The 24,957-nt window shown below is 67.1% G+C and carries 24 protein-coding genes; 6 read left to right on the top strand and 18 right to left on the bottom strand.

Annotation, left to right across the window (positions count from 1 at the left end; all coding sequences use genetic code 11):
- Positions 1-128 precede the first annotated feature (128 nt).
- The 6 genes from L5G33_RS04430 to secA2 form a co-directional block, all read right to left on the bottom strand.
- Positions 129-650: a bifunctional nuclease family protein gene (locus L5G33_RS04430; protein ID WP_236996947.1), complete on the bottom strand. Its 522-nt coding sequence runs from the start codon at positions 648-650 to the stop codon at positions 129-131.
- A gap of 34 nt (positions 651-684) precedes the next feature.
- Positions 685-1,413, bottom strand: a complete 729-nt coding sequence (gene ftsR / locus L5G33_RS04425; protein WP_443669073.1) for a transcriptional regulator FtsR — start codon at positions 1,411-1,413, stop codon at positions 685-687.
- Complete coding sequence (gene garA, locus L5G33_RS04420) at positions 1,410-1,868, bottom strand: glycogen accumulation regulator GarA (protein WP_236996946.1); 459 nt, start codon at positions 1,866-1,868, stop codon at positions 1,410-1,412. Before garA ends, ftsR begins: the two co-directional genes overlap by 4 nt.
- Before the next feature lie 262 nt (positions 1,869-2,130).
- Positions 2,131-2,535, bottom strand: a complete 405-nt coding sequence (gcvH, locus tag L5G33_RS04415) for a glycine cleavage system protein GcvH (RefSeq protein ID WP_236996945.1) — start codon at positions 2,533-2,535, stop codon at positions 2,131-2,133.
- A gap of 104 nt (positions 2,536-2,639) precedes the next feature.
- Positions 2,640-3,305: a CDP-alcohol phosphatidyltransferase family protein gene (locus L5G33_RS04410; RefSeq protein WP_372476855.1), complete on the bottom strand. Its 666-nt coding sequence runs from the start codon at positions 3,303-3,305 to the stop codon at positions 2,640-2,642.
- A complete protein-coding gene (gene secA2 / locus L5G33_RS04405) occupies positions 3,302-5,596 on the bottom strand; it encodes an accessory Sec system translocase SecA2 (protein ID WP_236996944.1) in 2,295 nt (764 codons plus the stop codon). Before secA2 ends, L5G33_RS04410 begins: the two co-directional genes overlap by 4 nt.
- 100 nt (positions 5,597-5,696) lie before the next feature.
- Here secA2 and L5G33_RS04400 point away from each other — a divergent pair, with 100 nt between their 5' ends.
- The 4 genes from L5G33_RS04400 to L5G33_RS04385 are packed head-to-tail and all read left to right on the top strand — an operon-like array spanning position 5,697 to position 8,985.
- Entirely contained in the window at positions 5,697-6,548 is an 852-nt protein-coding gene (locus tag L5G33_RS04400) for an META domain-containing protein (protein ID WP_236996943.1), read from the top strand.
- Positions 6,549-6,576: 28 nt separating this feature from the next.
- On the top strand, positions 6,577-7,407 hold the full coding sequence (gene ppk2 / locus L5G33_RS04395) for a polyphosphate kinase 2 (protein ID WP_236996942.1): 831 nt from the start codon (positions 6,577-6,579) through the stop codon (positions 7,405-7,407).
- Positions 7,408-7,434: 27 nt separating this feature from the next.
- Entirely contained in the window at positions 7,435-8,676 is a 1,242-nt protein-coding gene (locus L5G33_RS04390) for a polysaccharide pyruvyl transferase family protein (RefSeq protein WP_236996941.1), read from the top strand.
- Between the two features lie 12 nt (positions 8,677-8,688).
- Positions 8,689-8,985, top strand: a complete 297-nt coding sequence (locus L5G33_RS04385; RefSeq protein WP_236996940.1) for a DUF503 domain-containing protein — start codon at positions 8,689-8,691, stop codon at positions 8,983-8,985.
- Here the strand turns inward: L5G33_RS04385 and L5G33_RS04380 are convergent.
- The 4 genes from L5G33_RS04380 to L5G33_RS04365 all read right to left on the bottom strand — a co-directional run bounded on the left by L5G33_RS04380 (position 8,936) and on the right by L5G33_RS04365 (position 13,952).
- Positions 8,936-10,363, bottom strand: a complete 1,428-nt coding sequence (locus tag L5G33_RS04380; RefSeq protein WP_236996939.1) for an MFS transporter — start codon at positions 10,361-10,363, stop codon at positions 8,936-8,938. The two genes, L5G33_RS04385 and L5G33_RS04380, sit on opposite strands and share 50 nt — an antisense overlap.
- Before the next feature lie 112 nt (positions 10,364-10,475).
- Positions 10,476-11,093, bottom strand: a complete 618-nt coding sequence (locus L5G33_RS04375) for a hypothetical protein (RefSeq protein WP_236996938.1) — start codon at positions 11,091-11,093, stop codon at positions 10,476-10,478.
- Between the two features lie 13 nt (positions 11,094-11,106).
- Positions 11,107-11,460: a VOC family protein gene (locus L5G33_RS04370; protein ID WP_265742505.1), complete on the bottom strand. Its 354-nt coding sequence runs from the start codon at positions 11,458-11,460 to the stop codon at positions 11,107-11,109.
- Positions 11,461-11,549: 89 nt separating this feature from the next.
- The gene (locus tag L5G33_RS04365) at positions 11,550-13,952 is read right to left on the bottom strand and encodes a Tex family protein (protein ID WP_236996936.1); all 2,403 of its coding nucleotides are present in this window, start codon (positions 13,950-13,952) and stop codon (positions 11,550-11,552) included.
- Between the two features lie 114 nt (positions 13,953-14,066).
- Here L5G33_RS04365 and L5G33_RS04360 point away from each other — a divergent pair, with 114 nt between their 5' ends.
- Positions 14,067-15,254, top strand: a complete 1,188-nt coding sequence (locus tag L5G33_RS04360; RefSeq protein ID WP_236996935.1) for a CaiB/BaiF CoA transferase family protein — start codon at positions 14,067-14,069, stop codon at positions 15,252-15,254.
- On the opposite strand, the gene L5G33_RS04355 is transcribed toward L5G33_RS04360, so the two are convergent.
- The 4 genes from L5G33_RS04355 to L5G33_RS04340 form a co-directional block, all read right to left on the bottom strand.
- Positions 15,200-16,501 carry an MFS transporter gene (locus L5G33_RS04355; protein ID WP_372476854.1) on the bottom strand — a complete coding sequence of 434 codons (1,302 nt, stop codon included), beginning with the start codon at positions 16,499-16,501 and terminating at the stop codon, positions 15,200-15,202. The two genes, L5G33_RS04360 and L5G33_RS04355, sit on opposite strands and share 55 nt — an antisense overlap.
- 195 nt (positions 16,502-16,696) lie before the next feature.
- Entirely contained in the window at positions 16,697-17,503 is an 807-nt protein-coding gene (locus tag L5G33_RS04350) for an ABC transporter ATP-binding protein (protein ID WP_236996933.1), read from the bottom strand.
- Positions 17,500-18,171, bottom strand: coding sequence for a FadR/GntR family transcriptional regulator (locus L5G33_RS04345; RefSeq protein ID WP_236996932.1), 672 nt, complete (start codon positions 18,169-18,171; stop codon positions 17,500-17,502). Before L5G33_RS04345 ends, L5G33_RS04350 begins: the two co-directional genes overlap by 4 nt.
- 229 nt (positions 18,172-18,400) lie before the next feature.
- On the bottom strand, positions 18,401-18,859 hold the full coding sequence (locus L5G33_RS04340; RefSeq protein ID WP_236996931.1) for a MarR family winged helix-turn-helix transcriptional regulator: 459 nt from the start codon (positions 18,857-18,859) through the stop codon (positions 18,401-18,403).
- 182 nt (positions 18,860-19,041) lie between these two features.
- Here L5G33_RS04340 and L5G33_RS04335 point away from each other — a divergent pair, with 182 nt between their 5' ends.
- Entirely contained in the window at positions 19,042-20,496 is a 1,455-nt protein-coding gene (locus tag L5G33_RS04335; protein WP_236996930.1) for an MFS transporter, read from the top strand.
- A gap of 28 nt (positions 20,497-20,524) precedes the next feature.
- On the opposite strand, the gene L5G33_RS04330 is transcribed toward L5G33_RS04335, so the two are convergent.
- The 4 genes from L5G33_RS04330 to helR all read right to left on the bottom strand — a co-directional run bounded on the left by L5G33_RS04330 (position 20,525) and on the right by helR (position 24,882).
- Complete coding sequence (locus L5G33_RS04330) at positions 20,525-21,517, bottom strand: glutathione S-transferase family protein (RefSeq protein ID WP_236996929.1); 993 nt, start codon at positions 21,515-21,517, stop codon at positions 20,525-20,527.
- A 40-nt stretch (positions 21,518-21,557) separates the two neighbouring features.
- Positions 21,558-22,127, bottom strand: a complete 570-nt coding sequence (locus tag L5G33_RS04325) for a hypothetical protein (protein WP_236997168.1) — start codon at positions 22,125-22,127, stop codon at positions 21,558-21,560.
- Between the two features lie 91 nt (positions 22,128-22,218).
- Entirely contained in the window at positions 22,219-22,725 is a 507-nt protein-coding gene (locus L5G33_RS04320) for a M15 family metallopeptidase (RefSeq protein WP_236996928.1), read from the bottom strand.
- Positions 22,726-22,734: 9 nt separating this feature from the next.
- Entirely contained in the window at positions 22,735-24,882 is a 2,148-nt protein-coding gene (gene helR / locus L5G33_RS04315; RefSeq protein ID WP_236996927.1) for an RNA polymerase recycling motor ATPase HelR, read from the bottom strand.
- Between the last annotated feature and the right edge of the window lie 75 nt (positions 24,883-24,957).

The raw sequence follows: 24,957 nt of genomic DNA, 5'->3' as shown, positions 1-24,957 counted from the left end.
CGGTGACTATTCCGTTACCAAAGGGGCTGATGTTACTCGTGTGACTGGAGTGGCGGCAGATGGCGGCATTAGCCGCCTTCTCGCTGGTCGCGCTCCGCGGCCGGGTCGGGCACACCGAGCCCCGCCCGTCAGCCCGCAGCGGGACCGTCCGGGCCGAGGAAGTCTTCCGGAGAGATCTGGTCGAGGAACTCGCGGAACGCTTCGACTTCTTCTTCGCTCGACTCTTCCGACCCGCCCTCGACGGACGCGTCGTCCTCGTCGGGGATCAACAGGCCCGCGTCGTCGAGCACGTCGTCGGCGGCGACGATGGGCGCACCCATCCGCATGGCGACAGCGATCGCGTCGGACGGCCGAGCTTCGACGACGACGTCCCCGTCGAAGACCATCTCCGCATAGAACGTGCCTTCGCGCATATCGACGATCCGCACCTCGACGAGAGTCTGGTCGAACGCTTCGACGATCCGCTCGATCAGGTCGTGGGTGAGCGGGCGAGGCGGCTCGACGCCCCGCTGCTCAAGGGCGATCGACGCCGCTTCGCTCTGACCGATCCAGATCGGCAGATACCGGGAGCCCGTCACTTCGCGCAGCAGCAGGACAGGCTGGTTCTGCGGCGGCTCCACCCGGATGCCGACGATTCGCATCTCGCCCATGATCGTGTCTCCTTGAAAGTCGTTCCGTGAACGGTCAGTCGAGCGCGGAACGCACGGCAGCCTTCACGAGCTGCGTGTGCAGCGTCACCGACAGTGCGGCCATTTCACGGACGAGTTCTTCGGCTCGATCGCGCGCACCGGTCCCCTTGCCCTTGGCGATCGGTCCCGCGATCTGCGCGACGAGCCCGGCTTCACGGTCGGCGCTCACTTTGAACGCCCGCAGATGTCGCGTCTCGACACCGAAATTCGCGAGCGCCGCAGCAGCCTCGACCAGACGCACCGCATCCTCGTCGAAGAACCCGCCCGGCCCCGCGGACAGCAGGCCGTTCCGCATGAGCTCGGCGATGAACGCCGAGTCGACGCCCGTCCGCTCGATGAGTGACTCCCGGGAGACACGGCCGCCACGCGAGGAGAAGTCCGTCGCCGGAGCGACCGCCGTCCGTGCCGACGAGAGCAGCCGAGCTCCGCCCGTCGTGTCCATCGCCTGCGCGTCGATCGCATCCAGTTGCTCGCGAATCACCTTGAGCGGAAGGTAGCGGTCCCGCTGCGCGGTGAGGACGAAACGCAGCCGCTCGCAGTCCGCGTCGCTAAACCGCCGGTAACCCGACGGCGCGCGGTCCGGCGTGACGAGCCCCTCCGCTTCGAGAAAGCGAATCTTGGAGATCGTCACGTCCGGAAAGTCTTCCGACAAGACCGCGAGAACGGCTCCGATGGACATAGTCCTGTCGCCGCGCGCGTCCGACCGTGCAGCCGAGGAGGTCACGATGCGGCGGTGCCGGCTTCCCCGGCACGCGGGCCGGCCAGGAACACCAGTCGAAACTTGCCGATCTGGACCTCATCGCCGTTGGCGAGCGTCGCGGTGTCGACCGGCTCGCGGTTGACGTACGTACCGTTCAGGCTGCCGACGTCGACGACCTGGAAATCGTCCCCTTCACGGCGGAACTCGGCGTGGCGACGGCTGACCGTCACATCGTCGAGGAAGATGTCGCTGTCGGGGTGGCGGCCGGACGAGGTCGCCGCCTGGTCGAGCAGGAAGCGCGAACCGGCGTTCGGTCCTCGCTTGACGATGAGCAGCGCGGTCCCGGGCGACAAGCGCTCGACACCGGTATCGCCTGGCTCAGCCGACGTCGCCGGCGCGTCGATCTCCTTGATGAACTCTTCCCGGAAGACCGAAGTCGTCTCCACAGGCGCCTCATAGCCGTTGTCGTTACCGGTCACCACATCTCCTTAACCACTGCGGTCGGCGCCCGGGATTCCGGGGTCGGCGACCACTTCGCCATTTCTCATATGCGTTCCAGATGCGCTTCGCCGCTGAAACGCACGTCGTACGGCAGGACGAACGTTCGCTCTCGAACCTACCGTCTTCTGCTCGATCGCCGCCCGGGTTGAGCACGATTGAACGAACTACAAAATCATATCCGCCCCCGCCGACATACGGCGGGCTCGTCGACGCTGACGTGACGGATCGTTAGCGAATCGTTCAGCTTCCGACCACGGCCGCATAGCCTGCGGCATCGAGCAGGTCGGCGAGCAGCGCGTCCAGGTCGACACCGTCGGCGACGGTGATCTCGACGAGCCATCCGTCGTCGTACGGCGACGAGTTGACGAGTTCGGGCGCCCCCTCGAGCGCGTCGTTCGCCGCCGCGATCGTGCCGTCGAGCGGACCGAAGATGTCTGAGACCGATTTGGTCGATTCGACCTCTGCGAACGACTCCCCGGTCTCGACGACCGAGTCGGTGTCCGGAAGCTGTACGAACACGACGTCACCGAGTGCGTCCTGCGCGAAGTCGGTGATGCCGATGCGGACCGTCTTATCGCCGACCTTGGTCACCCACTCATGCTCGGCGGTGTACCGCAGGTTCTCCGGGATCTTGGTGTCGCTCACGGAATCTGCCTTTCTGGTTCGAGAGGAACGTCAACGCCAGCCGAAGGAGCCCCCCCAACCGGATCGAGCTTCGATCATATCGCCCGGTCGGAGGTTCGGCCGCATCAGGCTGCCGAACGCCTGTCCACACGGGGCATCGTGCGGACCACGTCGATCGTCTGGACCCAGTAGAGGACGAGCGACCACACGTACATGGCCACGCCCCAGATCAGGAACGCCCACCCGATCGGGTAGGTGATCGTGCCGATCAGCCCGTCGATGTGCCCGGCGAGGAGCCACGGGAACGAGCTCATCAGGGCGAAGGTCGCAGCCTTGCCTACGTAGAGAGTCGGGAGTGCGGTGACACCGCGGGCCGACAGCAAAGGCGCAGTCAGGAACAACAGGACGTCGCGCGCGATGATCACCCCTATCAGCCACCACGGCACGAAGTCTCGGATGCCGAAGCAGATCGGGACGACGATCACGTACAGCCGATCGGCCGCGGGGTCGAGGAGAGCCCCGAGCTTCGACGACTGGCCGAGCCAGCGAGCCAGCTTCCCGTCGAGCCAGTCGGTCACACCGGAGACGAACAGGACGACGAACGCCCATCCGGCCGACTCCTCCACGAGCAGCAGCCAGATGAAGACCGGGACCAACAGCAGGCGTGCGACAGACAGTGCATTCGGCACCGTCCAGATCGCATCGCTGCGCCCCGGCTCCGGTACGCCGGGATGCCCTGAACCTGTCTCGTCGGGGTCGGGCCCGTCGGCCGAGCCCGAGGCGGACGTCACCGGAAGATGCCCACGATGCCCTGGATCGCCTGTGCACCCGCCGACGCGAAGTGGTTCTCGTGCACCAGGTAGGTCCAGGTCATCGTCGACCTGTGCATGTCGGCGTCCGCGAAGTCGATCCCGTCCGCGGTGATCGTGGCTGTCGTGAACGTCTCGCGCGACGCGGTCATCGCCTCGTCGACGAGCTTGGTGAATTCCGCGAAGATGAGCTTGTGGAACTCTTCGAGGGGGCTCTGCTGACCGAGAGCGCGCAGATGGATGCTGGCCTGCACGTCGGCCACGTACGCGAGATGATCGGCCCACGCGCGGTCGAGGTGGTAGAGGACGATCTGTCGAGCGACGTCTTGCAGGACCGTGTCGTCGACTGTCTCGGCCAGTTCCTCGTACCGCTCGGCTTCGAGGTCCTTCAGATCACTGAGCGCCTGCTCGGTGGTCAGGATCGTCATGCGGCGTCGGACGATCGAGTTGCGCTGTTCGTTGACCTGCTTGTTGTAGTCCCACGTGTTGGCGTGCAGTTGCAGCATGGCGCCTTCGGCGATGCGCTGCGACTGCTGCACGATCTCCACGCCGCGTGGCCCCGTCGAACCGTCGCTGTCGATCGGGCGGATGTCACGCAGGTGCGTCTGGTTCTTGGTGACGAGCGGGTCCTCCAGGCTGGAGAAGAACACCGAACGGCCGGGGTCGCCCTGCCGGCCTGCCCGGCCACGGAGCTGATTGTCCAGCCGTTCGGTCTCGTAGCGTCCGGTGCCCACGACGCACAGACCGCCGAGCTCGACGACCTCGTCGCGTTCGTCGTCGTCGCCCTTCGAGCCACCGAGACGGATGTCGGTGCCGCGGCCGGCCATCTGCGTGGACACGGTGACCGCGCCCTTGCGTCCGGCCTCGGCGATGATCGCCGCCTCCTCCGGATCGTTCTTCGCGTTAAGGACCACCGACGGGACCCCTGCGCGGTCGAGGAAGTAGGCGAGCTCCTCGGACTGCGCGACGTCGTGCGTTCCGATGAGGACCGGCTGTCCGGTCTCGTGCGCCTCGCGGACGTAGTCGACGACGGCTTCCATCTTGTTGGCCTTGTTGTCGAAGACCCGGTCCGGTTCGTCCTCGCGCACGTTCGGCATGTTCGACGGGATCTGCGAGACGCCGAGGCCATAGAACTGGCGCAACTGTTCGCCCGCCGCGATCGCGGTGCCGGTCATGCCCGCCACTCGCGGATAACGGCCCATCAGCGCCTGCACCGTGATCGTGTCGATCACCTCCCCGGACGCGGTCGGCTTGAGGCCTTCCTTGTACTCCACGGCCGCTTGGACGCCGTCGGGCCAGCGCTGAAGGCGTGCGACCCGGCCTCGGGCGGCGTTGATCAAGTGAACGCCGCCGTCGCGCACGATGTAGTGGACGTCGCGTTCGAGCAGGTAGTACGCGTACAGCGCGACGTTGACATGGACGAGGGTCGTCCCGACGTGCTCGGCGTCGTAGAGGTCGATGCCGCCGAGCGTCTCCTCGACGAACCGGGCGCCCTCCTCGGTGAGCGACACGTTTCGTTCGTCGGTGTCGACGTCGTAGTGCTTGCTCTTGAGGTGCGAGACGACTTCGTGGATCGCGCTGTTGGGCGTGTCGGCCTCGGTCGAACCCGCCAGGATGAGCGGGACGAGCGCTTCGTCGACAAGCACCGAGTCGGCCTCGTCGACGATGACCACCTCAGGCTCGGGCGAGACCAGCTCATTCTCCTGGAGCGCGAGCTGATCGCGGAGCACGTCGAAGCCGATCTCGTTGACCGACGCGTAGGTGACGTCGCACGCGTACGCCGCCTGCCGTTCCTCGCGAGTCGAGTGCTCGGAGAGCGCGCCGACGGTGACGCCGAACAGCTCGTAGAGCGGCTTCATCCAGTCCGCGTCGCGACCTGCAAGATAATCGTTCACCGAGACGACGTGCACGTGCTTGCCTTCGAGCGCGTAACCGATGGCCGCGATCGCACCCGCGAGGGTCTTGCCTTCGCCGGTCGCCATCTCAACGACGTCGCCGTCGAGCATCCGGAGCGCACCCTGCAATTGGACATCGAACGGAGTCATCGACACCGTGCGTCCGCCGACCTCCCGGATCAGCGCGAGGAAACGCGCTCTACCCTCAGTCGTCTCAACCTCCAGATCGGCTGCGGCGTCGGCGAATTCGGCGTCAGTGAGGCCTTCAGCCCACTCTGCGTGTTCGTGCGACTGCTCGATCAGGGAGATGGACTGCGACTGATTGCGCGACGCCTGTGCGCCGAGCATGCGCCACATGGCGTTCGTGAGCTTTCCCACTAGCTACCTGTTCCTCACGTGAATTTCGTTGGCCGATCGTGATCTACCGTACGCGGCGAGCCATCCGGCCTGCCGGACCGACTGCACTACCGTGGCCGGTATGCCCCGCAGACGCCGCGCCAGCCCCCGCCGAACCGCACGCGTGCGCGTCGTCGCGACCGGAATGGTCCTCGCCGCCGCACTCGCCGCCTGCGATTCGGGCGACGAATCGAACCCCGACCCCACGCTGCTCACCGGCAAGACCTACGTGTCGACCGATACGACGGATGCCACGATCCCCGGCGGCGGCCCATTGGTCCTCAGCTTCGGAGCACAGAACCGGATCAGCGCGAACGCCGGTTGCAACGGTCACGGCGGCGCTGTCGAATTCGATGGCGACAAACTCACCGCGGGCCCACTGATGGGCACCATGATGGCCTGCCCGCCACCGCGCGACACCGTCGACAAGTGGGTGGCCGATCTGTTCGGCGGGCCGCTCACCTGGTCGCTGAAAGGCCGGACGCTGACGTTGTCACGGGGCAAGCTCGAAGTCACACTCGACCAACGGGTCGACCGCGCGGTCGCGGGCACGAACTGGCGCGTCAAATCGTTGATCTCCGATAAGGGCATCACGACCTCCCGCGCGCTGGAGTCCCTCGCACCGACCATCACGATCGGAGCCGACGGCACGCTGCGCGGCTTTACCGGATGCAACCAGATCAGCGGGGAGGCGACTGTCAGCAGATCGGGCGGCAGCGGATCGGGTGCGAGGCAGACCGTCGAGTTCAGTGAGGTCGCGACCACCCGGAAGGCCTGCGCGGGCGAATCCGGCGACATCGAGCGGGCGGTCCTCGCAGTGCTGACCGGAGAGGCGACCGCGTCTGTCGACGGCGACCGCATGCGGCTGATGAACGTCGCCGACCCGTCGATCGGACTGGAACTGACCGTCCGACGCGACACCGGAAGCAAGTGACTGATCAGACACATTAGGCTTGTGCGCCATGGGTAAGAAGTCGGGCGGCGAACCGAAGCTCGCCAAGGACGTCTACGAGGCCGAACTGTTCCGTCTGCAGACCGAACTGGTCGCCTTACAGGAGTGGGTGCGCGAGACGGGTGCACGCGTCGTCGTCATCTTCGAGGGCCGCGACGCAGCAGGCAAGGGCGGAGCGATCAAGCGGATCACCGAGTTCCTGAGCCCGCGCGTGTGCCATGTGTCGGCGCTGCCCGCACCGACCGATCGGCAACGCGGCCAGTGGTATTACCAGCGGTACGTGGAGCATCTGCCGACGCGCGGCGAGATCGTCCTGTTCGACCGGTCCTGGTACAACCGGGCGGGTGTCGAGAAGGTCATGGGATTCTGCACACCGGAGGAGCACACGCGGTTCCTTCGGCAGACACCGATCTTCGAGCAGATGCTCATCGACGACGGCATCCTCCTGCGCAAGTACTGGTTCTCGGTGTCCGATGAAGAGCAGCTGCGACGGTTCCGGGCGCGCCGCGACGACCCCGTCCGCCAGTGGAAGCTGAGCCCGATGGACCTCGAATCGGTCTACCGCTGGGAAGACTATTCCCGCGCGAAGGACGAGATGATGGTCCACACGGACACCTCGTCGAGCCCCTGGTATGTCGTCGAGTCCGACCACAAGCGCAACGCGCGCCTCAACATGATCGCGCACCTGCTGTCGACGATCGAGTACGAGCACGTCGAACGCGAACGTGTGAAGCTGCCCAAGCGCCCCGTCGAGTCGGGCAACTACCATCGGCCGCCGCGGTCGCTGTCGAAGTTCGTTCCCGACCATGTGGCGTCGCTCCTCGGCGACACCGAGCACTGACCGGACCGTCAGGGAAGCGAACACGCCATGTCTGTTGTACCGTCCATGCTCGCCGACGTGCGCCGGATGAGCGAACGAGTCCGACGTCGCGTCGACTCGTCCGACGTCGTGTATCTCGTCACCACATCGGGGTTCCCGAACTACGGTGACGAACTCATCACCGAGGCCTGGTTGCGGTATCTCGCGATCCGCCGCCCGATGGCCCGCGTGGTCGTCGACTCGCCGAGGCCCGGCCACGCAGCTCTCCTGTTGCGACACGCGAACAAACGCGCCGTGTTCGTCGACACCCTGTGGCAGTTCGTGCACTACGCGAACAGCGACGACCCGGCCGAGGTCGACCCGGATGCGCCGTGGGAGTGGGTGGCGAAGGCGGCCAGTCATCTCGGCGTGTCTCCGCGTGACGACGCGGGCGTCGACATGCTGCTGCAGGCAGGCACGATCCACCTCGTCGGCGGCGGATACATCAATGCGATGTGGCCGCACCATATGTGGCTGATCCCGGCCATCGCCGCCGTGGCGGAGAAGACGGGGGCGCGGGCCGTCGCGACCGGCGCAGGCCTCACGCCGACGGTGGACGGTCCCGCACACGTCGCGATGCTCGACGCGGCCGCCCGGTTCGACGTCTTCGACGTGCGCGACGAACCGACCGCGGCGCTGCTCGCCGACGCGCCGGGCCTCGCGCGCACAGGCGACGACGCGTGGCTCTCACCTCGGATTCCGACATCGCAGTCGGCGACCGACGGCGGCGTCGTGCTGTGCGCCCAGAGCGATCTGACCGACCGCTTCGGGTGGGACGGCCGGACCGGGGTCGACGCGCTGGCGTCGTTCGTCCGGACCGTTCTCGACGAATGGGACGTGCCCGGCTCCCAGGTGAGCGTCGTCGAATGCATTCCCGGACACGACTACACGATCCCGACGATGCTCTCCGACCGCCTCGACGGAGCCCGGATCATTCCGTTCCGCTCCGCATGGCACGACGGGCTCCCTCCAGGCGGCACGTGGCTCTCCACGCGCTACCACCCGCATATGCTCGCCGCCGCGGGCGGCGCATCGGGCGTCGCGATCTCGGCGAGTCCCGACTACTACGCGACCAAGCACCAGGCGCTCGTGGATGTCGGATCCCGATGGACGACGCTCGCCGGCGCGATCACCGCGGTGCCCGACCGCCCAACGGCAGGCGGCTTCAGCGTCGACGAGGTCCGCGCGAACGTCGACCGCAAACGTGCTCTCGCACAGCGCCTCTACCCCGCCGGGCTTCGACTGATGTAACGTGAACGATCCATGTGGATCGGCATCCTAGAATTCGATTTCCTCCTCGGCGACGTTCACTCCCTCAAGGAGAAACGGTCGGTGATCCGACCGATCGTCGCCGAGATCCGTCGCAAGTACGATGTCTCCGTCGCCGAGACCGGTCACCGCGAGCTTCACCGTCGGGCAGGGGTCGGGGTTGCCGTGGTCAGCGCCGACGCGTCCCACGTCACCGAGGTCCTGGACGGGCTTGAGCGCCACGCGGGGTCGCGCCCGGAGGTCACCCTCCTGTCGGCACGGCGTCGTCTGGTGTCGTCGGAGGACATGTAGAAGCGTCCCGGGGCTGTTCTACCGAGCCGTCCTCGGGCGCATACTCCTCGGCCGCCACGGCCGAGTACTCCGCGGACACCGCGCGATAGACCGGGGTCGTGAACGCTGCCAGTGCCGCGACGATCGTGACGACGCCCGCGATCGCGAAGATCAGCGCGAGTCCGCGCCCGGGGCCGGACCCGAACACCGGCTCGACCGCTCCCGCCCCTTCGCCGTCGGCCCATGGGATCACGATATGCTCAGCGACCGGCGCGACGAGGAACGCGGTGACCGGTGCCGCTGCGGCTTCGAAGGCTCCGGCGAATCCGAACACGCGGCCCTGCTGTGGCAGCGGGACGACGCGTTGGATGACGGTCTGCTCGGCTGCTTCGACGGCGGGCATGACCACCATGAACAGCCATACTCCTGCGACCAGCAACCAAGGCCACGCCCGAAGCCCGATCACGGCTCCGAGAACCCCGGTCACCATGACCGCGATCAACATGGTGCGCATCGGGTTCGCCCCAAGCCCGAATCGGCCGATCAGTGCGCCGCCGACCATGAATCCCGTCGCCCCGAACGCGAATACGACGCCCCACATCTGGACGGAGAACAACTCCAGCCCGTACGGGTCGAGGAGGGCCATGTGAACGCCGCCGACGAAATTGTTGAACGTCGAGAACACGATCAACGCGAAGAGCCCGGGCACCAGATGTACCGCCCGCAGCGCACCGCGAAGGTCGAAGGTCCCCTGCGCGTCGGAAGCGGCAGGCTCCCGCTCCTCGGGCAGGGAGATCGCCAGCAGGTCGACGAGACCGACCATCACGAGCACGAGCGCGATGACAATGGTCCAGCCCATGCCGAAGAAGCCGATCGACAAGCCGGAGAACACGCTGGTCACCATGAACGACAGCCCCTGGACGGCACCCACCCATCCGTTGGCGTTCGCTCTGCGGTCCGCGTCGACCAGGATCGTGACCGTCGTCGACAACGCGACTGACCGCATGTTCTCGACGACCGCGCCCGCCAAGACGATCACCGCGAAGAGCCACATCCACGGCGACGACAGCGTCGCCGACGCGTCGTTCGGCATCACAGCGAAGACGACGGCCGCGAGCGAGAACATGCCGAGGGTGAACGCCGCCGACCCGCGCATCACCGAAAGCTTCCGGAATCGGTCGACAAGCGTGCCGAAACCGATGCTCGACGCCGCGATGAACAGCATGTATCCGCCGCCGATCACGCCCGTCGCTATCACGTTGCGGGTCTCCAGATACAACCAGAACGTGAGCGCGAACCACAGGTAGCTGGTGGTGAGATTGGCGAGCGCCGTGTTGACTAGGATGTGTGCGAACGTGCGGCCGCGCACACGCGCAGATCGCACGGTCGGAGTACTCATATCCAGAACGTTAGGTCGCTTCGCCGGCCTCGTCGAATGAATTTCCCGGGTCGAATGAATTTCCCGGGTCGAATGAATATCCCGCTGGCCCTCCGCCGCCGGGCCGACCGGACTACGCGGCTACCCGGACTCCGTTGAGAATCTTCTGCTTCGCGTCGAGATACGTCGCATCGTCCGGATTCGCGGTCTGGACCGTCACGAGCACGGTGGTCGACGTGGGTTCGCCCGGCACACTCACGACGAGCGATGTCGCGGTGCTGACGATCTGTTCCGGAGTCGGCGTCTGGAGTTGGTAGTCGACCAGCATGCTCGGATAGCCACACCTGCTCGCGGCGTCGTGCCGCGTCACACTTCCCGCGACCGCCGACTTGTCGAGTCCCTGCATCTGGCGATCGAACTCGGCGTCGCCAGACATCGACGACTTCTCGATCGACACCACCACGTTCGCCGTGTATCCCTCGGTCGTCAGCGACGGATCGGCCACGGTGAGCCGGGCGACCTCGCTCTCGAAGTCAGAGATCCGAGTCCACCCGGATAGCTTGGGGATACGGATCTCTGGCTCCCCTGCACTGGTGGTCGCCGAGAAGTACTCGCCCACATCTCCAGCGCACGACGACGAGGACGTCGTCGACGACGACGCCGTGGAACTGTCGCCGCCGCCGCACCCCGCGACCAAGACCATCCCTGTCGTCGCCGCTGCGACGAGCGACGCGAACCGGGTGAATCTCATCTCTCTCCTACTGTCAGCCGTGTTCGGCCACGCAGAACTCGTTTCCGTCGGGGTCCGCGAGGGTGGTCCAGGTGACGCCCGGCATCGAACGCTCGGCGATGAGCGTCGCGCCCGCCGCCACGAGTCCCTCGACCGCCGCATTCATGTCATCGACGCCGAAGTCCAGGTGGAGGCGGCTGCCCGAGGAGACCGACTCTACCTTCTGAAACGCGAGTCCGGGCCTTCCCTCGCCGAGGGAGACGATTACGAACCAGCCCTCGTTCTCGGCCAGGATCTCGCCGTCGAGCGCATCTGCCCACCAGCGGGCCAGTCTCAACGCATCAGGTGAATTGACAGTGACATTGAGCAGCGACTTCTTCACCGCCATGACCCTAGTGCGAGGCTAGAAGAACTGCCACGGTTTGACCTGAATCGGGCACTTCACCGGTAGGTCAAAGCTGGCGCCTGCCGGAAATGTCAGCGCCCGAAGCCTGCGTCCCGCAATGCTTGCGCCATCGACCCGCCGGCCGGCGTTTCCTCGCGTCGGCGCCCCCGATCGTTCCGATCTGCCGAGCCCCGACTGCCCGATCGCCTATTCGCCGAACGCTTGTCGCCGCCCGGCTTCTCACCATTGGGCCGCTCACCGCTGTGCTTCTGACCGCTGCGCTTCTGCCCCCTGGGCTGATGCCTGTCACCCGGTTCGTCGTTCAGCCGCAGGGATAGCCCGATGCGCTGTCGGTCCCCGTCGACCTCCATCACCTTCACCCGGACCACCTGCCCTGACCGGACGACGTCGTGCGGGTCGGATACGAACGAGTCGGACATCGCCGAGACGTGGACGAGCCCGTCCTGGTGCACGCCGACGTCGACGAACGCACCGAACGCCGCGACGTTCGTGACGACGCCTTCGAGCACCATCCCGGGCTTCAGGTCGGATACCTTCTCGACACCGGACGCGAAGGTCGCCGTCTCGAATGCGGGGCGTGGGTCGCGGCCCGGCTTCTCCAGTTCGCCGATGATGTCGGTGACCGTCGGCACGCCGAACCGGTCGTCGGCGAACGCTTCCGGCGTCAGACCGCGCAGGGTCGCCGTATCGCCGATCAGGTCGTCGAGTCCGCGTCCCGCGCCGTCGAGGATCCGGCGGACCACCGGGTACGCCTCCGGGTGGACACCGGACGCGTCGAGCGGATCGGCGCCGCCGCGGATGCGCAGGAAGCCCGCACACTGTTCGAACGCTTTCGGCCCGAGCCGGGGAACGTCGAGCAGCCCGCGCCGACTGTCGAACGCGCCGACCTGGTCGCGGTGCGCGACGATCGCGGTCGCGAGGCCAGGCGTCACACCGGACACCCGCGCCAGCAGCGGAGCCGACGCCGTGTTGAGGTCGACACCGACCGCATTGACCGCGTCTTCGACGACCGCGTCCAGGCTTCGCGCGAGTGTCGCGGGGGCCACATCGTGCTGGTACTGCCCGACACCGATCGACTTGGGATCGATCTTGACCAGTTCGGCGAGCGGATCCTGCAGACGGCGCGCGATGGACACCGCCCCGCGGATCGACACGTCCAGGTCGGGCAACTCCTGCGAGGCGTACTCGGACGCCGAGTACACCGACGCCCCCGCCTCGCTGACCACTGCCTTCGCCGGAGGCTTCGCCCCTGCCTTCGCGATATCGGCGACGAGTTCAGCAGCGAGCGCATCGGTCTCGCGGGACGCGGTGCCGTTACCGATGGCGATCAGCTCCACATCGTGGCGAGCGACCATCGCGGCCAACTCGGCTTTCGCCCGATCCCACTTCTTCGCGGGCTGATGCGGGTAGATGGTGCCGGTGTCGACGACCTTGCCGGTCGCGTCGACCACGGCGACCTTCACCCCGGTGCGGAAGCCAGGGTCGAGACCGAGCGTGGACCGTGTCCCGGCGGGCGCCGCTAACAGCAGGTCCTTCAGGTTGGTCGCGAAGACGGCGACCGCCTGCTCCTCGGCACGCTGCCGCAGCCGCATCCGTGCCTCGATCGTCGCGGTGATCATCAGTTTGGTGCGCCACGCCCAGCGTACGGTCGCGCCGAGCCACGCGGTCGCTGCGCCCGGTCCCGAACGGTCGACGCCGAGGGTCTGCGCGACCAGCGTCTGGTACGGCTCGTCGTCACCGCCGTCGAACGTCAGGGTGAGGGCCTCCTCTTTCTCGCCGCGCAACACCGCGAGCACACGGTGCGACGGCATGGCATCGAGGGATTCGGAGAACTCGAAGTAGTCCCGGAATTTCTGCGCGGCCTGGTTCTGCTCGGCCCCGGTGCGTACCGCGGTGCAGACACGACCTTCCGCCCAGAATCGGGTGCGGACGGCGCCGACGAGTTCGGCGTCAACGGATGCGCGCTCGATCAGGATGTGCCGCGCACCGTCGAGTGCGCTCGCCGCATCGACGACGTCGCCGTTCACGTAGGCGACGGCCGCGTCTTCCGGGGTGAGGGACGGGTCGGCGAGCAGCGCGTCGGCGAGGGGCTCGAGACCGGCCTCGCGAGCGATCTGCGCCTTGGTGCGACGTTTCTGCTTGTACGGCAGGTAAATGTCTTCGACGCGGGCCTTGGTGTCCGCGGCCAGCAGGGACGCACGCAGCGTGTCAGTGAGCTTTCCCTGTTCGTCGATGGATGCAACGACCGCGGCACGCCGCTCGTCGAGTTCCCGCAGATACCGGAGGCGTTCGTCGAGCAGGCGCAGTTGAGCGTCGTCGAGGCTGCCGGTGACCTCCTTGCGGTATCGCGCGATGAACGGAACGGTCGAACCGTCGTCGAGCAGGGCCACCGCGGCGGCGACGCGGCTCTCGCTCACTCCGAGCTCGTGGGCGATGCGGGCGTTGACGGACTCGACGGGCACAGTTGTGGTCACCGGATGCAGGCTACCGAAGTCACCCGTCGACCGGAGCGACGGGGAACCCGGCCAGCTATCGTCAACAGGTCATCGGGGCAGCGGGTCCCAGGATCAGCGGATGGGAGCAGCGCAGTGACCGACCTTCCTCTCGACGGCGTGACGGTCGTCGCACTGGAGCAGGCCGTCGCCGCGCCCCTGGCGACCCGGCACCTGGCCGACTTGGGCGCTCGCGTCATCAAGCTGGAGCGGATCGGCGAAGGCGACTTCGCGCGCAACTACGATCGCGCCGTTGACGGCATGGCCAGCCATTTCGTGTGGCTCAATCGCGGCAAGGAGTCGATCGCGCTCGACCTCAAGTCCCCCGACGGCGTCGCGGTCGCGCGCAGGCTCGTCGAGTCCGCAGACGTCTTCGTACAGAACTCGGCGCCCGGAGCAGCCGCCCGACTGGGCCTGGATCCCGACGCGCTGGCGGCTGCCGACCCGACATTGATCGCGGCGAGCATCACCGGGTACGGCGACGACGGCCCCTACCGGGACCGGAAGGCGTACGACCTCCTGATCCAGGCCGAGACGGGACTGGTCTCACTGACCGGGACGCCGGACACCGCAAGTAAGACCGGGGTGCCGTCGTCGGACATCGCCGCGGGCCTCTATCTCGCGCAATCGATCCTCGCCGCCTTGTTCCGGCAGGCGCGGAGCGGGCGCGGCGCGGTGCTCAACGTATCGATGTTCGACGCGACCGCCGAGTGGATCGGGCATCCCATGTACATCCAGATGCACACCGGCCGCCAGGTTGCGCGGCACGGTCTCGGGCACGCCAGCATCGTGCCGTACGACGCGTACCCGACGGCCGACGGCCGCCTGCTGATCGGCGTGCAGAACGATCGCGGCTGGCGGTCGCTGATGGCCGAGGTCCTCGGCCGACCCGACGTCGCTGACGATCCGCGGTTCGCGTCGAACACCGACCGGGTCGCGCACCGCACGGAATGCGACGACGCGGTCGCGGCGGAGACCGCCCGGTTCGCCGGGACCGACCTCGCCGCCCGTCTCGATGCGGCAGGAGTGCCGTCCGCGGTCGTCAACGACATCGCCGGGCTGGTGAACCATCCTCAGTTGTCCGCACGGGACCGTTGGCGCACCGTGCAGACACCGATCGGCCCGGTACAGGGACTTCTGCCGCCGATGGGGTTCGCCGACGTCGAACTTCCGATGGGAGACGTGCCTGCACTCGGCGCACACAGTCGGTCGCTACTCGCCGAACTCGGTTACGACGCGGCGGCGTCCGAGCGACTGGTCGCCGACGGCGTTATCGGGGTCTGAGGGGTTATCGGGGTCTGAGGGGTTATCGGGGCCTGAGGTCCGTCATCGCCTCGTCGAGCGATGACCGTCCGGACGACCAGCACGACGAGGATGATGGTCGCCGCCTGCAATAGCGCTCCGCCGACCATCGGGGCGCGCGGCCCGAAGTGATCAGCGAGCAGCCCGAGCAGCGGCGATCCGATCGGTGTGCCACCCATGAGCAGCGTCATGTAGAGCGCCATGACCCGGCCGCGGACCTGCGCGTCGACGTTGGTCTGCACGTACATGTTGGTGGCGGTGAGCGTGATGAGCGCGGAGAGCCCGAGCAGCGGCAGGCAGACGGCGTAGACGTGCGCGGTCGGCGCGAGCCCGGAGATGCCGAGGAAGACTGCGAACACCGACGCGGACGCCACCACGAACCGCAGGCTGGGCGCCGCCTTGCGGCGGGCAGCGAGCAGAGCACCCACCAGCGATCCGATGCCCATCACCGAACCGAGCACGCCGTACGCGGTGGCCCCGAGACCGAACTCGTTGCGCGCCATCAGAACGTTGGTCATCTGGAAGTTCATGCCCCACGTGCCGACCGCGAATCCGACACCGAGCGCGACGACCAGGTCGGATCGTTGCGTGACATATCGGAAACCTTCGCGCAGCTGGCCTTTCGCGCGCGGCAGCGGCTCGCTGCGAACGAGTCTCGCCTCGTCGAGGAGTGCCAGCGCGAGGAGGAACGCGAGATAGCTGACGCCGTTGGTGAGGATCGCCCAGCCGCTGCCGAATGCCGCGATGATCAGGCCTGCCACGCCGGGACCGATGAGACGGGCGGCGTTGAACGCCGAACTGTTGAGGCCGATCGCATTGGTGAGGCGTTCGGCGCCGACCATCTCCGAGACGAATGCCTGACGGGCCGGGACGTCAAGCGCCGAACCCATGCCGAACACGAACGCGAGCACGTACACGTGTACGGTGGCGGCCGACCCGGTCACGGCGAGGAGACCGAGGATCAGCGACGAGACCGCCATCCACGACTGGGTGAACATCAAGAGTCTGCGCTTGTCGAAGCGGTCGGCGAGCAGGCCACCGACGGGCGAGAGCAGCAGCGCGGGCAAGAACTGGAGGGCTGTGGTGATACCGACGGCGACCGGCGAGTTTCCGGACAGTTGCAGTACCAGCCAGTCCTGGGCGACGCGCTGCACCCAGGTGCCGATGTTGGAGACGAACGCACCGGTCACATAGGTCCGGAAGTTCGGTTCAGCGAGAGACGCGAACATCGTCGGTCCGCTACTTCGCCGCCTCGTCACCCGTGTGCTCTCCCTCGCCGCCGAACCCGGTCGATCATCAGTCCAGACTGTGCAACCTCGCCGACTCGCGACATATTCCCGCCGCGTGCGGCCGCGGCGATTCAAGAGATGGCGAGCAGTCTCGCCGCACACTCCGCGACCGGGCGACGGACGCGCGGGAGTCGATCAAGGTGTTGCTGGAGCCGTTCGCTTGATCGCCCGGGCACTCCAGCGCCCGTCCTGGTGTCCGACGGCGATCGGGTGCTCGAATGCGTCACTGATGACGTCGGTGGTCACGACGTCGTGGACGAGTCCGGAAGCAACGACGGCGCCGTGGGCGATCACCATCGCGTGACTGGTCGTCTCCGGTAGTTCTTCGAGGTGGTGGGTCACCAGGATCGACGCGACCTCGGGCGATGTGTGCGCGAGAGAGTCGATGGTTTCGAGTAGCTGTTCGCGGGCGGCGACGTCGAGCCCCGTCGTCGGCTCGTCGAGCAGCAACAGCTCCGGTTCGGGGGCCAGCGCGCGCGCGACGAGTGCGCGGCCGCGCTCACCCTGCGACATGTCGGGCCACCGGTAGTCGATGCCGTCGGTCAGGCCGACTTCTGCGATCACCGCCCGGGCGCGTTCGAGCTCGGCCGCGCTCGGCTCCCACCGCATCGCGGTGTCGATGGTGCCGGTGAACCCGGTGAGGACGACGTCGAGCACCGACAGCGGCGACCGCAACGGATGCCGAGGATTGACGTGTCCGATGTGCCGACGCAGTGCCTGCATGTCGACGCGGCCGAGTCGTTTACCGAGCACGTCGACCGTGCCGGTGGTCGGATGCGTCTGTGCCGCACAGAATCCCACGATCGTCGTCTTACCTGCACCGTTTGGTCCAAGCAATGTCCAATGCTCGCCCGAGCGAACGGTCAGATCGATCCCGTGCAGAATCTCCCGCCCGTTGCGGCGGAAGGTGACGGCGTCGAGCCGCAAGACGTCGTCGGTCATGCGAGTGTCTCCTTCAGATCGGTGAGGTGCGTACGGCTGGCCTGGGAGGCGGCGTCCGGTCTGCGGTCTGCCACGGCCTCGACCAGTTCTGCGTGCGCATCCCGGTCGGCTTCGCCGCCGTACTCGCCACGGATCGCGAGCATGTCGATCATCGCCTCTCGCATACGCGGTGTGGACAGGTCGAACAGGTCAGTGAGAATCTCATTCGCGGCGGCAACAACGATCGCGCGGTGGAAGTCGAGATCGGCATCGACGTATGCGGGCACCGATTCGACGGCGCCCGCGCGCGCGACGAGCGCTTTGCGGATCGCACGGAGTTGGGCGGGTGTCCGCCGCCGCGCTGCGAGAGACGCGGCTTCGGTCTCGACCGCGATACGCGCTTCGATGACCGTGATGATCGATGCACGACGCATCATGTCAGCCCGATCCTGTGGCGCGTCGAGAGCCGCGACGAACACGCCGGCGCCCTGCCGGGTGGTCAGCACTCCCCGACCGGCGAGCTGCCGAATGGCCTCACGCACAGTGGATCTGCCGACGCCCAACTGCGGCGCAAGTGTCGTCTCCCCGGGCAGCTTGGCGCCGAGCTTCCACTCGCCGTCGCGAATCCGATCGAGCAGCAGCGCGGCGGCCTGATCGGCCAGCGGCATCCTCTGCACACGCTCAACCATCGCCCAACCTCTCTACTTGTCTGAGCACTTCTGCTACAGCCTAGGGCATCCGACGCTCAGGCGTCGACGGAGACCGCCGCTCGCCCGGGGGCGGTGCTGAGATCAGTACGCTCACCGACCTGTTCCGGCAATGTGCCCCCACGGAGCGATGGGACGACTGATCTCAACGGCACAAGTCCTCACCCGGTGAACAGGGTTGGGCGCGCCACTTCGACGACACACCCGATCGTCAGAGTTCGTCGTCGGCATGCCTGTCGGAGGCATCGTTGTAGGCCTTCAGTTCCTTCAACAGCCCTTCCGGGGTCCCGGGTGCGAGGTCGGCGAAGATCACTTCGAGCCGACGAGCACGCCTGAGTCCGTCATGCAGGTAGGCCGCGCGGCCCGCATCCGTCGGGCGATACAGGCGGCTGACCTGCCCCGGAACCTCGAATCGCTCGATATAGCCGTGCTTCACGGCAGTGTTGACCTGCCGGTTCACCGTCGACTGCTCCAAGCACAGTTCGGCGGCCAGGTCACGTAGAGTCCGCGCCCGACCGTCGTCGAACAGCCAGAGGATAGAGAACGCGGACACATCGAGGACCGCGCCCTCGTCGACGGTGTTACGGCGTCGACGAAGCCGAAGCAGCTCGTCGACGAGGCCCCGATACAACGGCGACGACAGAACGGGATCGTCCGATTCCGAGTGCACGCGATCGGCTCCTTTCGAGCGGGTTCGACGCCCTGTGATGCGACTCGCCGAGCGAGTATGCCACAGCGCCCGATTTTGATTATGCATCATACATATGTAGCGTCCATACGCACACATCGTGCACCGTCTGACTACTGAAGGAATCACACCGAATGTCATCGGAAAACCACGCTGACGAGCCTATGACGCTTCCGACGCCGGACCGAACCACCGGCTCGCCGATGGTCACCGTCATCGTGCTCTGTCTCGGCGGCCTGGTCGCGTCACTCATGCAGACGCTGATCGTCCCGATCCAGCCACAGCTGCCGGAGTTGCTGGGCACTTCCGTGAGCAACGCATCATGGATCATCACGGCCACCCTGCTCGGTGGCGCGGTCGCCATGCCGGTCGCGGGCCGCCTCGGCGACATGTTCGGCAAGCGCCGCATCCTCCTGTACAGCGCGTTGCTCCTCGCGATCGGCTCACTGATTCCGGCCGTGTCGTCGTCGCTGATTCCGGTGATCGCCGGCCGCGCCCTGCAGGGCCTGGCGATGGGCTTCATTCCGGTCGGCATCAGCTTGATGCGCGAGGTGACCCCGCCCAAGATGACGGCCTTCGCAGTGTCGGCGATGAGCGCGACGCTGGGTGTCGGCGGAGCCATCGGCATGCCACTGTCGGCGTTCATCGCGGAGTCGTTCGACTGGCACATGCTGTTCTGGGTCTCGGTGGTGTTGGCTCTGGTCGTCGTCGCGCTGGTGTTCTTCGCCGTCCCCGCCGTGCAGGACGCCGTCGGCGGACGATTCGACTTCACCGGAGCGATCGGTCTGGCCATCGGTCTGTCGAGCGCGCTGGTCGCCGTCACGAAGGGCAACGACTGGGGCTGGACTTCGGGCACGACGCTCGGCTTCCTCCTCGGCGGTTTCGCTGTCCTGATCCTCTGGGGCCTCTTCGAACTCCGCACCGCGAGCCCGCTCGTTGACCTGCGGACCTCGGCTCGCCCGTCGGTCCTGCTGACGAACATCGCCGCGGTCGCGATCGGCTTCGGCATGATGGCGCAGGCCGTCGTCATCCCGATGCTCATGGAACTCCCTGAGGAGGTCGGGGGCATGGGTCAGTCGATCCTGCACGCGGGCCTGTGGATGGCGCCCGGCGGCTTGATGATGATGGTGTTCGCGCCGGTGTCGGGCTACCTGATGAACTCGATCGGGGCCAAGTTCACGCTCGCGATCGGCGCCACGGTCCTCGGCCTCGGCTACCTGTGCGGGTTCGTCCTGATGAACGCACCGTGGCAGCTCGCACTCGCCTCGCTCGTCGCCTCCGCCGGTGTCGGAATCGGCTACGCCGCGATGCCGACCCTCATCATGGGCTCCGTCCCGATCACTGAGGCGGGTGCGGCGGTCGGTCTCAACGGCCTCATGCGTTCGGTCGGCACGACGACCTCGTCGGCCATCATGGCCGTGATCATGACGAGCGCGACCGTCAGCCACGGCGGCATCGCGGTCCCGTCGCATTCGGCGTTTGAGACATGCTTCCTCGTCGGCGCGATCGCCGCGTTCGTCGGTGTCGCCATCACTCTGCTGATCCCGGCGGTCAAGAAGAAGTCGGAGCGCGGCGCCGTCGAGCCGGCCGTCCCCGCACAATCGGCGTCGACGCGCTGAGGGCACGCTCCCTACAACCCGAGAATCTTTACAGTGCAGCCGGGGCGGTTCCCGTACCGAATGGGGAACCGCCCAGTTGCTCTCGGCCGTGCGGGGTGGTCCAGTTCGCGAGATCGGGCCCCTTCGGGACGATGCCGGACGGGTTGATGTCCCGGTGGACCTCGTAGTAGTGGCTCTTGATGTGCGCGAAATTCGTCGAATCGCCGAACCCTGGCGTCTGATACAGGTCGCGGGCGTACGCCCACAGCACCGGCATCTCCGACAGCTTCTCCCGATTACACTTGAAGTGCCCGTGGTAGACCGGATCGAAGCGCGCGAGTGTCGTGTACAGGCGGACGTCGGCTTCGGTGATGGTGTCGCCGACGAGGTAGCGCTGGTCTTTGAGTCGTTCGCTGAGCCAGTCCAAGCGGGCGAACAACTGGTCGTAGGCGGCGTCGTACGACTCCTGGGATCCGGCGAAGCCGCAGCGGTAGACCCCGTTGTTCACGTCGCGATAGACGTGGGCGTTCACTTCGTCGATCTCGGCGCGCAAGTCGGCGGGATACAGGTCGGGGGCTCCGGCCCGATGAAAGTCGACCCACTCCTGTTCGAAGTCGAGGGTGATCTGCGGGAAGTTGTTCGTCACGACCGCGCCGGACGGGACGTCGACGATCGCCGGAACGGTGATGCCCTTCTCGTATCCGGGAATCCGAGCGAAATACGCCTCCTGCAAATGCGAGATGCCCAGCACCGGGTCCACCGCGCCGGGGTCGAGGTCGAACGTCCACGACCGCTTGTCGTGGGTCGGTCCGCACACTCCCATGCTGATCGCGTCCTCCAGCCCCAGCAGCCGGCGGACGATGATGGTCCGGTTGGCCCACGGACACGCGTAGGAGACGACGAGCCTATACCGGCCTGCCTCGACCGGGTAGCCGTCGGCGCCGTCACGGGTGATCCGTGTCTCGATGTAGCGGGTATCGCGTTCGTACGGTTGGTTCGGTTTCACATAACTGTCGTTCTCGCTGCTGCCGTGTGCGCTCACTGCTACCTCCTGCGTGTCGTGGTGTGTGTTGCTGCTCGCGTCAGATGGCTTCGAATGCTTTGCCGAGTTCGACGTCGACCTCGATGAGTCGCGCCTGTTTGATCTCCGGTTTGTCGACTTCGTCTGCGACGAAGCGGGCGATGACCCGTCGGATCTCGTCGTCGACCTGCGCCAGGTTGCGAATGATCGATCCGCGCATGTTGTAGGAGGAGACGTCGACGATCACGTCGCGAGGCTTGGGCGGTTGCACTTCGATCCGCAGTTGCAGCGGTTCGGCGCAGCGAACCGTGAGTGGCAACGTCACGAGGCCTTCGACGTCGTACCGGATCCGGTCGACCTTCAAGTCGACGAGGAGCGCGATTCGTAACGGCAGTTTGACGGTGAACGTGATCATGTCGCCGACCGTCCGCAGAATCTCGGGTTCGGCGATCTCGACGTCCGCGCGGACTTTCGCCACTCCGGCCGGGCCCACGACCATCGGGCCGACCTGGAACTGTTCGCCCGCAACCGCCGCGAACGCCGTCCCGATCCGCGCCTCGGTGACGGCGACTTCGAAGAACCGTCGGCCGAACTCCTCATACGTCAGATATCGGCGCCCGTCGTCGGTCATCGACCCGACGGTCGCGGCCACCTCGTTGTCTGCCACGCATCCATCGTGACCCACTGGAGTCGAATCGGCTAGTGACACACCGAGCTCGGCACTAGCGCCGATGGCTCGCGTCGGGGATTCTCGGCGGGCACGGGGTGCCCGGGAAGGTTAGGAACTCGAAGTGCCACCATTCGTTGTCGAACGAGCGGCACAGGCCGTACCGGTTGCCGTTGCGCTGCAGCCATGCGGCGCCTGCGCGCGGCCCGACGTCGATCGCGTGACCCGTGACGTGGGTGGACTCGTGCGGCGGCAACACCCACCGGCGGGCCTGCGCGGCGCTGCCGTAGTCCCGGATTCCCTGCTGCCACAACTGGTTCTGCTCGGCGCGGGACCGTTTGCCCGATGTGATGTGCATGGGGACGCCCGCCCGCTGCGCGTCACGACGTGCGAGCGTGTAGGCGACGGCGAGTTCCGGAGCCAGTCCGCCAGTGCCCGCTGCCATCGGCGCGCCGAGGATGCGCGCGGGCGGCGCGGCGACCGCCTGCCCTGCCGCGACACTTCCCGCGGCCAGCGAGACCACGACTGCCATGACCGCCACGACGACTACCCGAATCCGCATGGACTGAGACTACTCGCTCGTCAGGACGACGAGCGCTCGTGTCGATCGGGTCATCGCCACGTATCGGTCGACAGCTCCGGCGACGTCAGAGCCGAACTGATGTGGGTCCGCGAGCACGACGAGGTCGAACTCCAGGCCCTTCGCGAGAGCCGGAGTCAGGGACGCCACGCGCGGCCCCGCTTCGAATCCGGGCGCGCCGACGACGCAGACCGTGCCGTCGGCGTGCTCGCGCAGCCAGTCGTCGACCGTCGATCGGAGATCGACGAGGTCGCCGTAGGTCACTGGGATCCCGCTCGACCGGACCGATGTCGGGACGTTCGCGTCGGGCAGCGCCTGCCGGATGACCGGCGACGCCACTCTCATGATCTCTTCCGGGGTGCGGTAGTTGACGGTGAGCGTGCTCAGCCGGGGTTCCCCCGCGCCGACGCGCTGCAGTCGCTGCGTCCAACTCTCGGTGAAACCGACCCGAGCCTGCGCGCGATCGCCGACCACCGTGAAGCTGCGCGACGGGCAACGATCGACGAGCATCCGCCATTGCGCGTCCGTCAACTCCTGTGCCTCGTCCACGACGATGTGGGCGAAGGGTCCGGCGAACGCGTCCGGCTCCGGGTGCTCGGCTCCCGCATCGTCGACGATGACACCGCGGATGTCTTCGGCCCGCAACATCGACACGAGGGCCTCACCATCATCCGATGACGCGATGAGGTCGTCGACGACGGTGTCCATCGTGCGCTTGCGCTCAGCTGCGGCGGCTCGGTTGCGGGCCTCGCGGCGGGCGAAACCGGAATCGCCGAGGCGTCTGCGCGCCGCGTCCAGGAGCGGCAGGTCGGCGTCGGTCCACGCTGTCGCGTCCGAGCGCTGCAACGCCGTGACCTGGGCGTCTGTCAGATGCGGGGCACAGTGTCGGAGATACGCGGGGACGGTCCACAGGTCCGACACGAGGTCGTCGGCTTCGATCATCGGCCACACTTTGCCGAATGCGGCGGCGAGTTCCCGGTCGGCCGCCAGCGCGGCGCGCATCTGTCCGGAGTCGTCGCCCTCCCCGTCCGCGACGATGTCGAGGAGGGCTTCCCACACGTCCGTGCGCGCTTCGTTGTGCGGCACCCCCGGCTCGGCCGCACCGAGGGCGTCGGCCCAGTCGGTGACGCTCACCCACACGTCGCCGTACTCGGTCTCGATGTGCGTGCCCTCGCTCGGCGGTTCCTCGTAGAAGCGCACGGCGGGCTCGATCGCCGCGACCATGTCCACGGTCGCCTTGAGCGCGGCCAGCTGCGGATCGGGTTCGCAGGCCGCATGCTGTCCTTCGGCCACCAGGTCGGCGAGCGTACAGGTGGCGACTCCTTCCTCGCCGAGGCTCGGGAGCACGTCGGCGATGTACGCGAGGTAGGGCCGGTGCGGTCCGACGAACAGGATGCGTCCCCGACCGCCCTGCAAACGCGGGTCGGCGTACACGAGGTACGCGGCGCGGTGCAGTGCGACGACGGTCTTACCGGTGCCCGGTCCCCCGTCGACCACCAGGGGGCCGCGTGACGGCGCACGGATCGCTGCGTCCTGATCGCCCGCGATGGTTCCGAGCACAGATGTCATCGTCGACGAGCGGCTCGCCGCCAGCCCGGCGAGGAACGACGACTGCGCGTCGAGGGCGCCCACCGGTGCGTCGTCGCCGACGCCGAACCACTCGTCCCAGTAGTCGACGACCACGCTGTACTGTCCCTCGTGGTTGGGCAACCACCGGTAGTGACGACGGCTCACCAGCCCCTGCGGGTCGGCGAGGGTCGCGGCGAAGAAGGGGGCGGCGTCTGGGGTCCGCCAGTCGACGAGGAGCGTCGTGCCGTCGGCGTCGGTCACGCCGATCCGACCGATGTACGTCGACTCCCCGTCGGTCGTGGTGATCCGCCCGAGGATCAGGTCGGTGCCGAGGCGGGACAGCCGGCGCAGGCGTCTCTCGAGGCGACGCACTTCCAGATCGCGTTCCACGCCGCCCGCCCCACGCAGGTCCGTCGTCCTGCGGACGGCGTCGAGTTCGGCCCTCGTCTCGGCGGTCTGCTCGTCGACTCGGCGTCGTACGGCGGCGAACGCCGACTCGTCGCAGCCGATCACTGCGGGGTCGGACTTCGACGGGGAAGCGGCGGAGAGGTTGAAGACAGTGCTGGTCACAGGTCCCTTTCGCGGTGCGGAGGCACCATTGTGCACCCGCCGCGGGCCCTTGCCGCAAGGCCCCGTCCCGCCGTT

The sequence above is a fragment of the Gordonia liuliyuniae genome, from assembly GCF_021738805.1.
GTDB lineage: Bacteria > Actinomycetota > Actinomycetes > Mycobacteriales > Mycobacteriaceae > Gordonia > Gordonia liuliyuniae.
Note: the sequence above shows the minus strand (reverse complement) of the source record. Positions and strands in the feature narration are given on the sequence as shown.

What these genes read in the sequence shown, in the direction of transcription:
- L5G33_RS04390 (WP_236996941.1), top strand. Translation starts at nt 7,435, where the DNA reads ATGTCTGTTGTACCGTCCATGCTCGCCGACGTGCGCCGGATGAGCGAA.
- L5G33_RS04335 (WP_236996930.1), top strand. Translation starts at nt 19,042, where the DNA reads ATGACGCTTCCGACGCCGGACCGAACCACCGGCTCGCCGATGGTCACC.
- L5G33_RS04375 (WP_236996938.1), bottom strand. Translation starts at nt 11,093, where the DNA reads ATGAGATTCACCCGGTTCGCGTCGCTCGTCGCAGCGGCGACGACAGGG.
- L5G33_RS04350 (WP_236996933.1), bottom strand. Translation starts at nt 17,503, where the DNA reads ATGACCGACGACGTCTTGCGGCTCGACGCCGTCACCTTCCGCCGCAAC.
- L5G33_RS04325 (WP_236997168.1), bottom strand. Translation starts at nt 22,127, where the DNA reads ATGACCGACGACGGGCGCCGATATCTGACGTATGAGGAGTTCGGCCGA.
- ppk2 (WP_236996942.1), top strand. Translation starts at nt 6,577, where the DNA reads ATGGGTAAGAAGTCGGGCGGCGAACCGAAGCTCGCCAAGGACGTCTAC.
- L5G33_RS04430 (WP_236996947.1), bottom strand. Translation starts at nt 650, where the DNA reads ATGGGCGAGATGCGAATCGTCGGCATCCGGGTGGAGCCGCCGCAGAAC.
- L5G33_RS04380 (WP_236996939.1), bottom strand. Translation starts at nt 10,363, where the DNA reads ATGAGTACTCCGACCGTGCGATCTGCGCGTGTGCGCGGCCGCACGTTC.
- L5G33_RS04370 (WP_265742505.1), bottom strand. Translation starts at nt 11,460, where the DNA reads ATGGCGGTGAAGAAGTCGCTGCTCAATGTCACTGTCAATTCACCTGAT.
- L5G33_RS04345 (WP_236996932.1), bottom strand. Translation starts at nt 18,171, where the DNA reads ATGGTTGAGCGTGTGCAGAGGATGCCGCTGGCCGATCAGGCCGCCGCG.
- L5G33_RS04385 (WP_236996940.1), top strand. Translation starts at nt 8,689, where the DNA reads ATGTGGATCGGCATCCTAGAATTCGATTTCCTCCTCGGCGACGTTCAC.
- L5G33_RS04320 (WP_236996928.1), bottom strand. Translation starts at nt 22,725, where the DNA reads ATGCGGATTCGGGTAGTCGTCGTGGCGGTCATGGCAGTCGTGGTCTCG.
- L5G33_RS04355 (WP_372476854.1), bottom strand. Translation starts at nt 16,501, where the DNA reads ATGTTCGCGTCTCTCGCTGAACCGAACTTCCGGACCTATGTGACCGGT.
- L5G33_RS04400 (WP_236996943.1), top strand. Translation starts at nt 5,697, where the DNA reads ATGCCCCGCAGACGCCGCGCCAGCCCCCGCCGAACCGCACGCGTGCGC.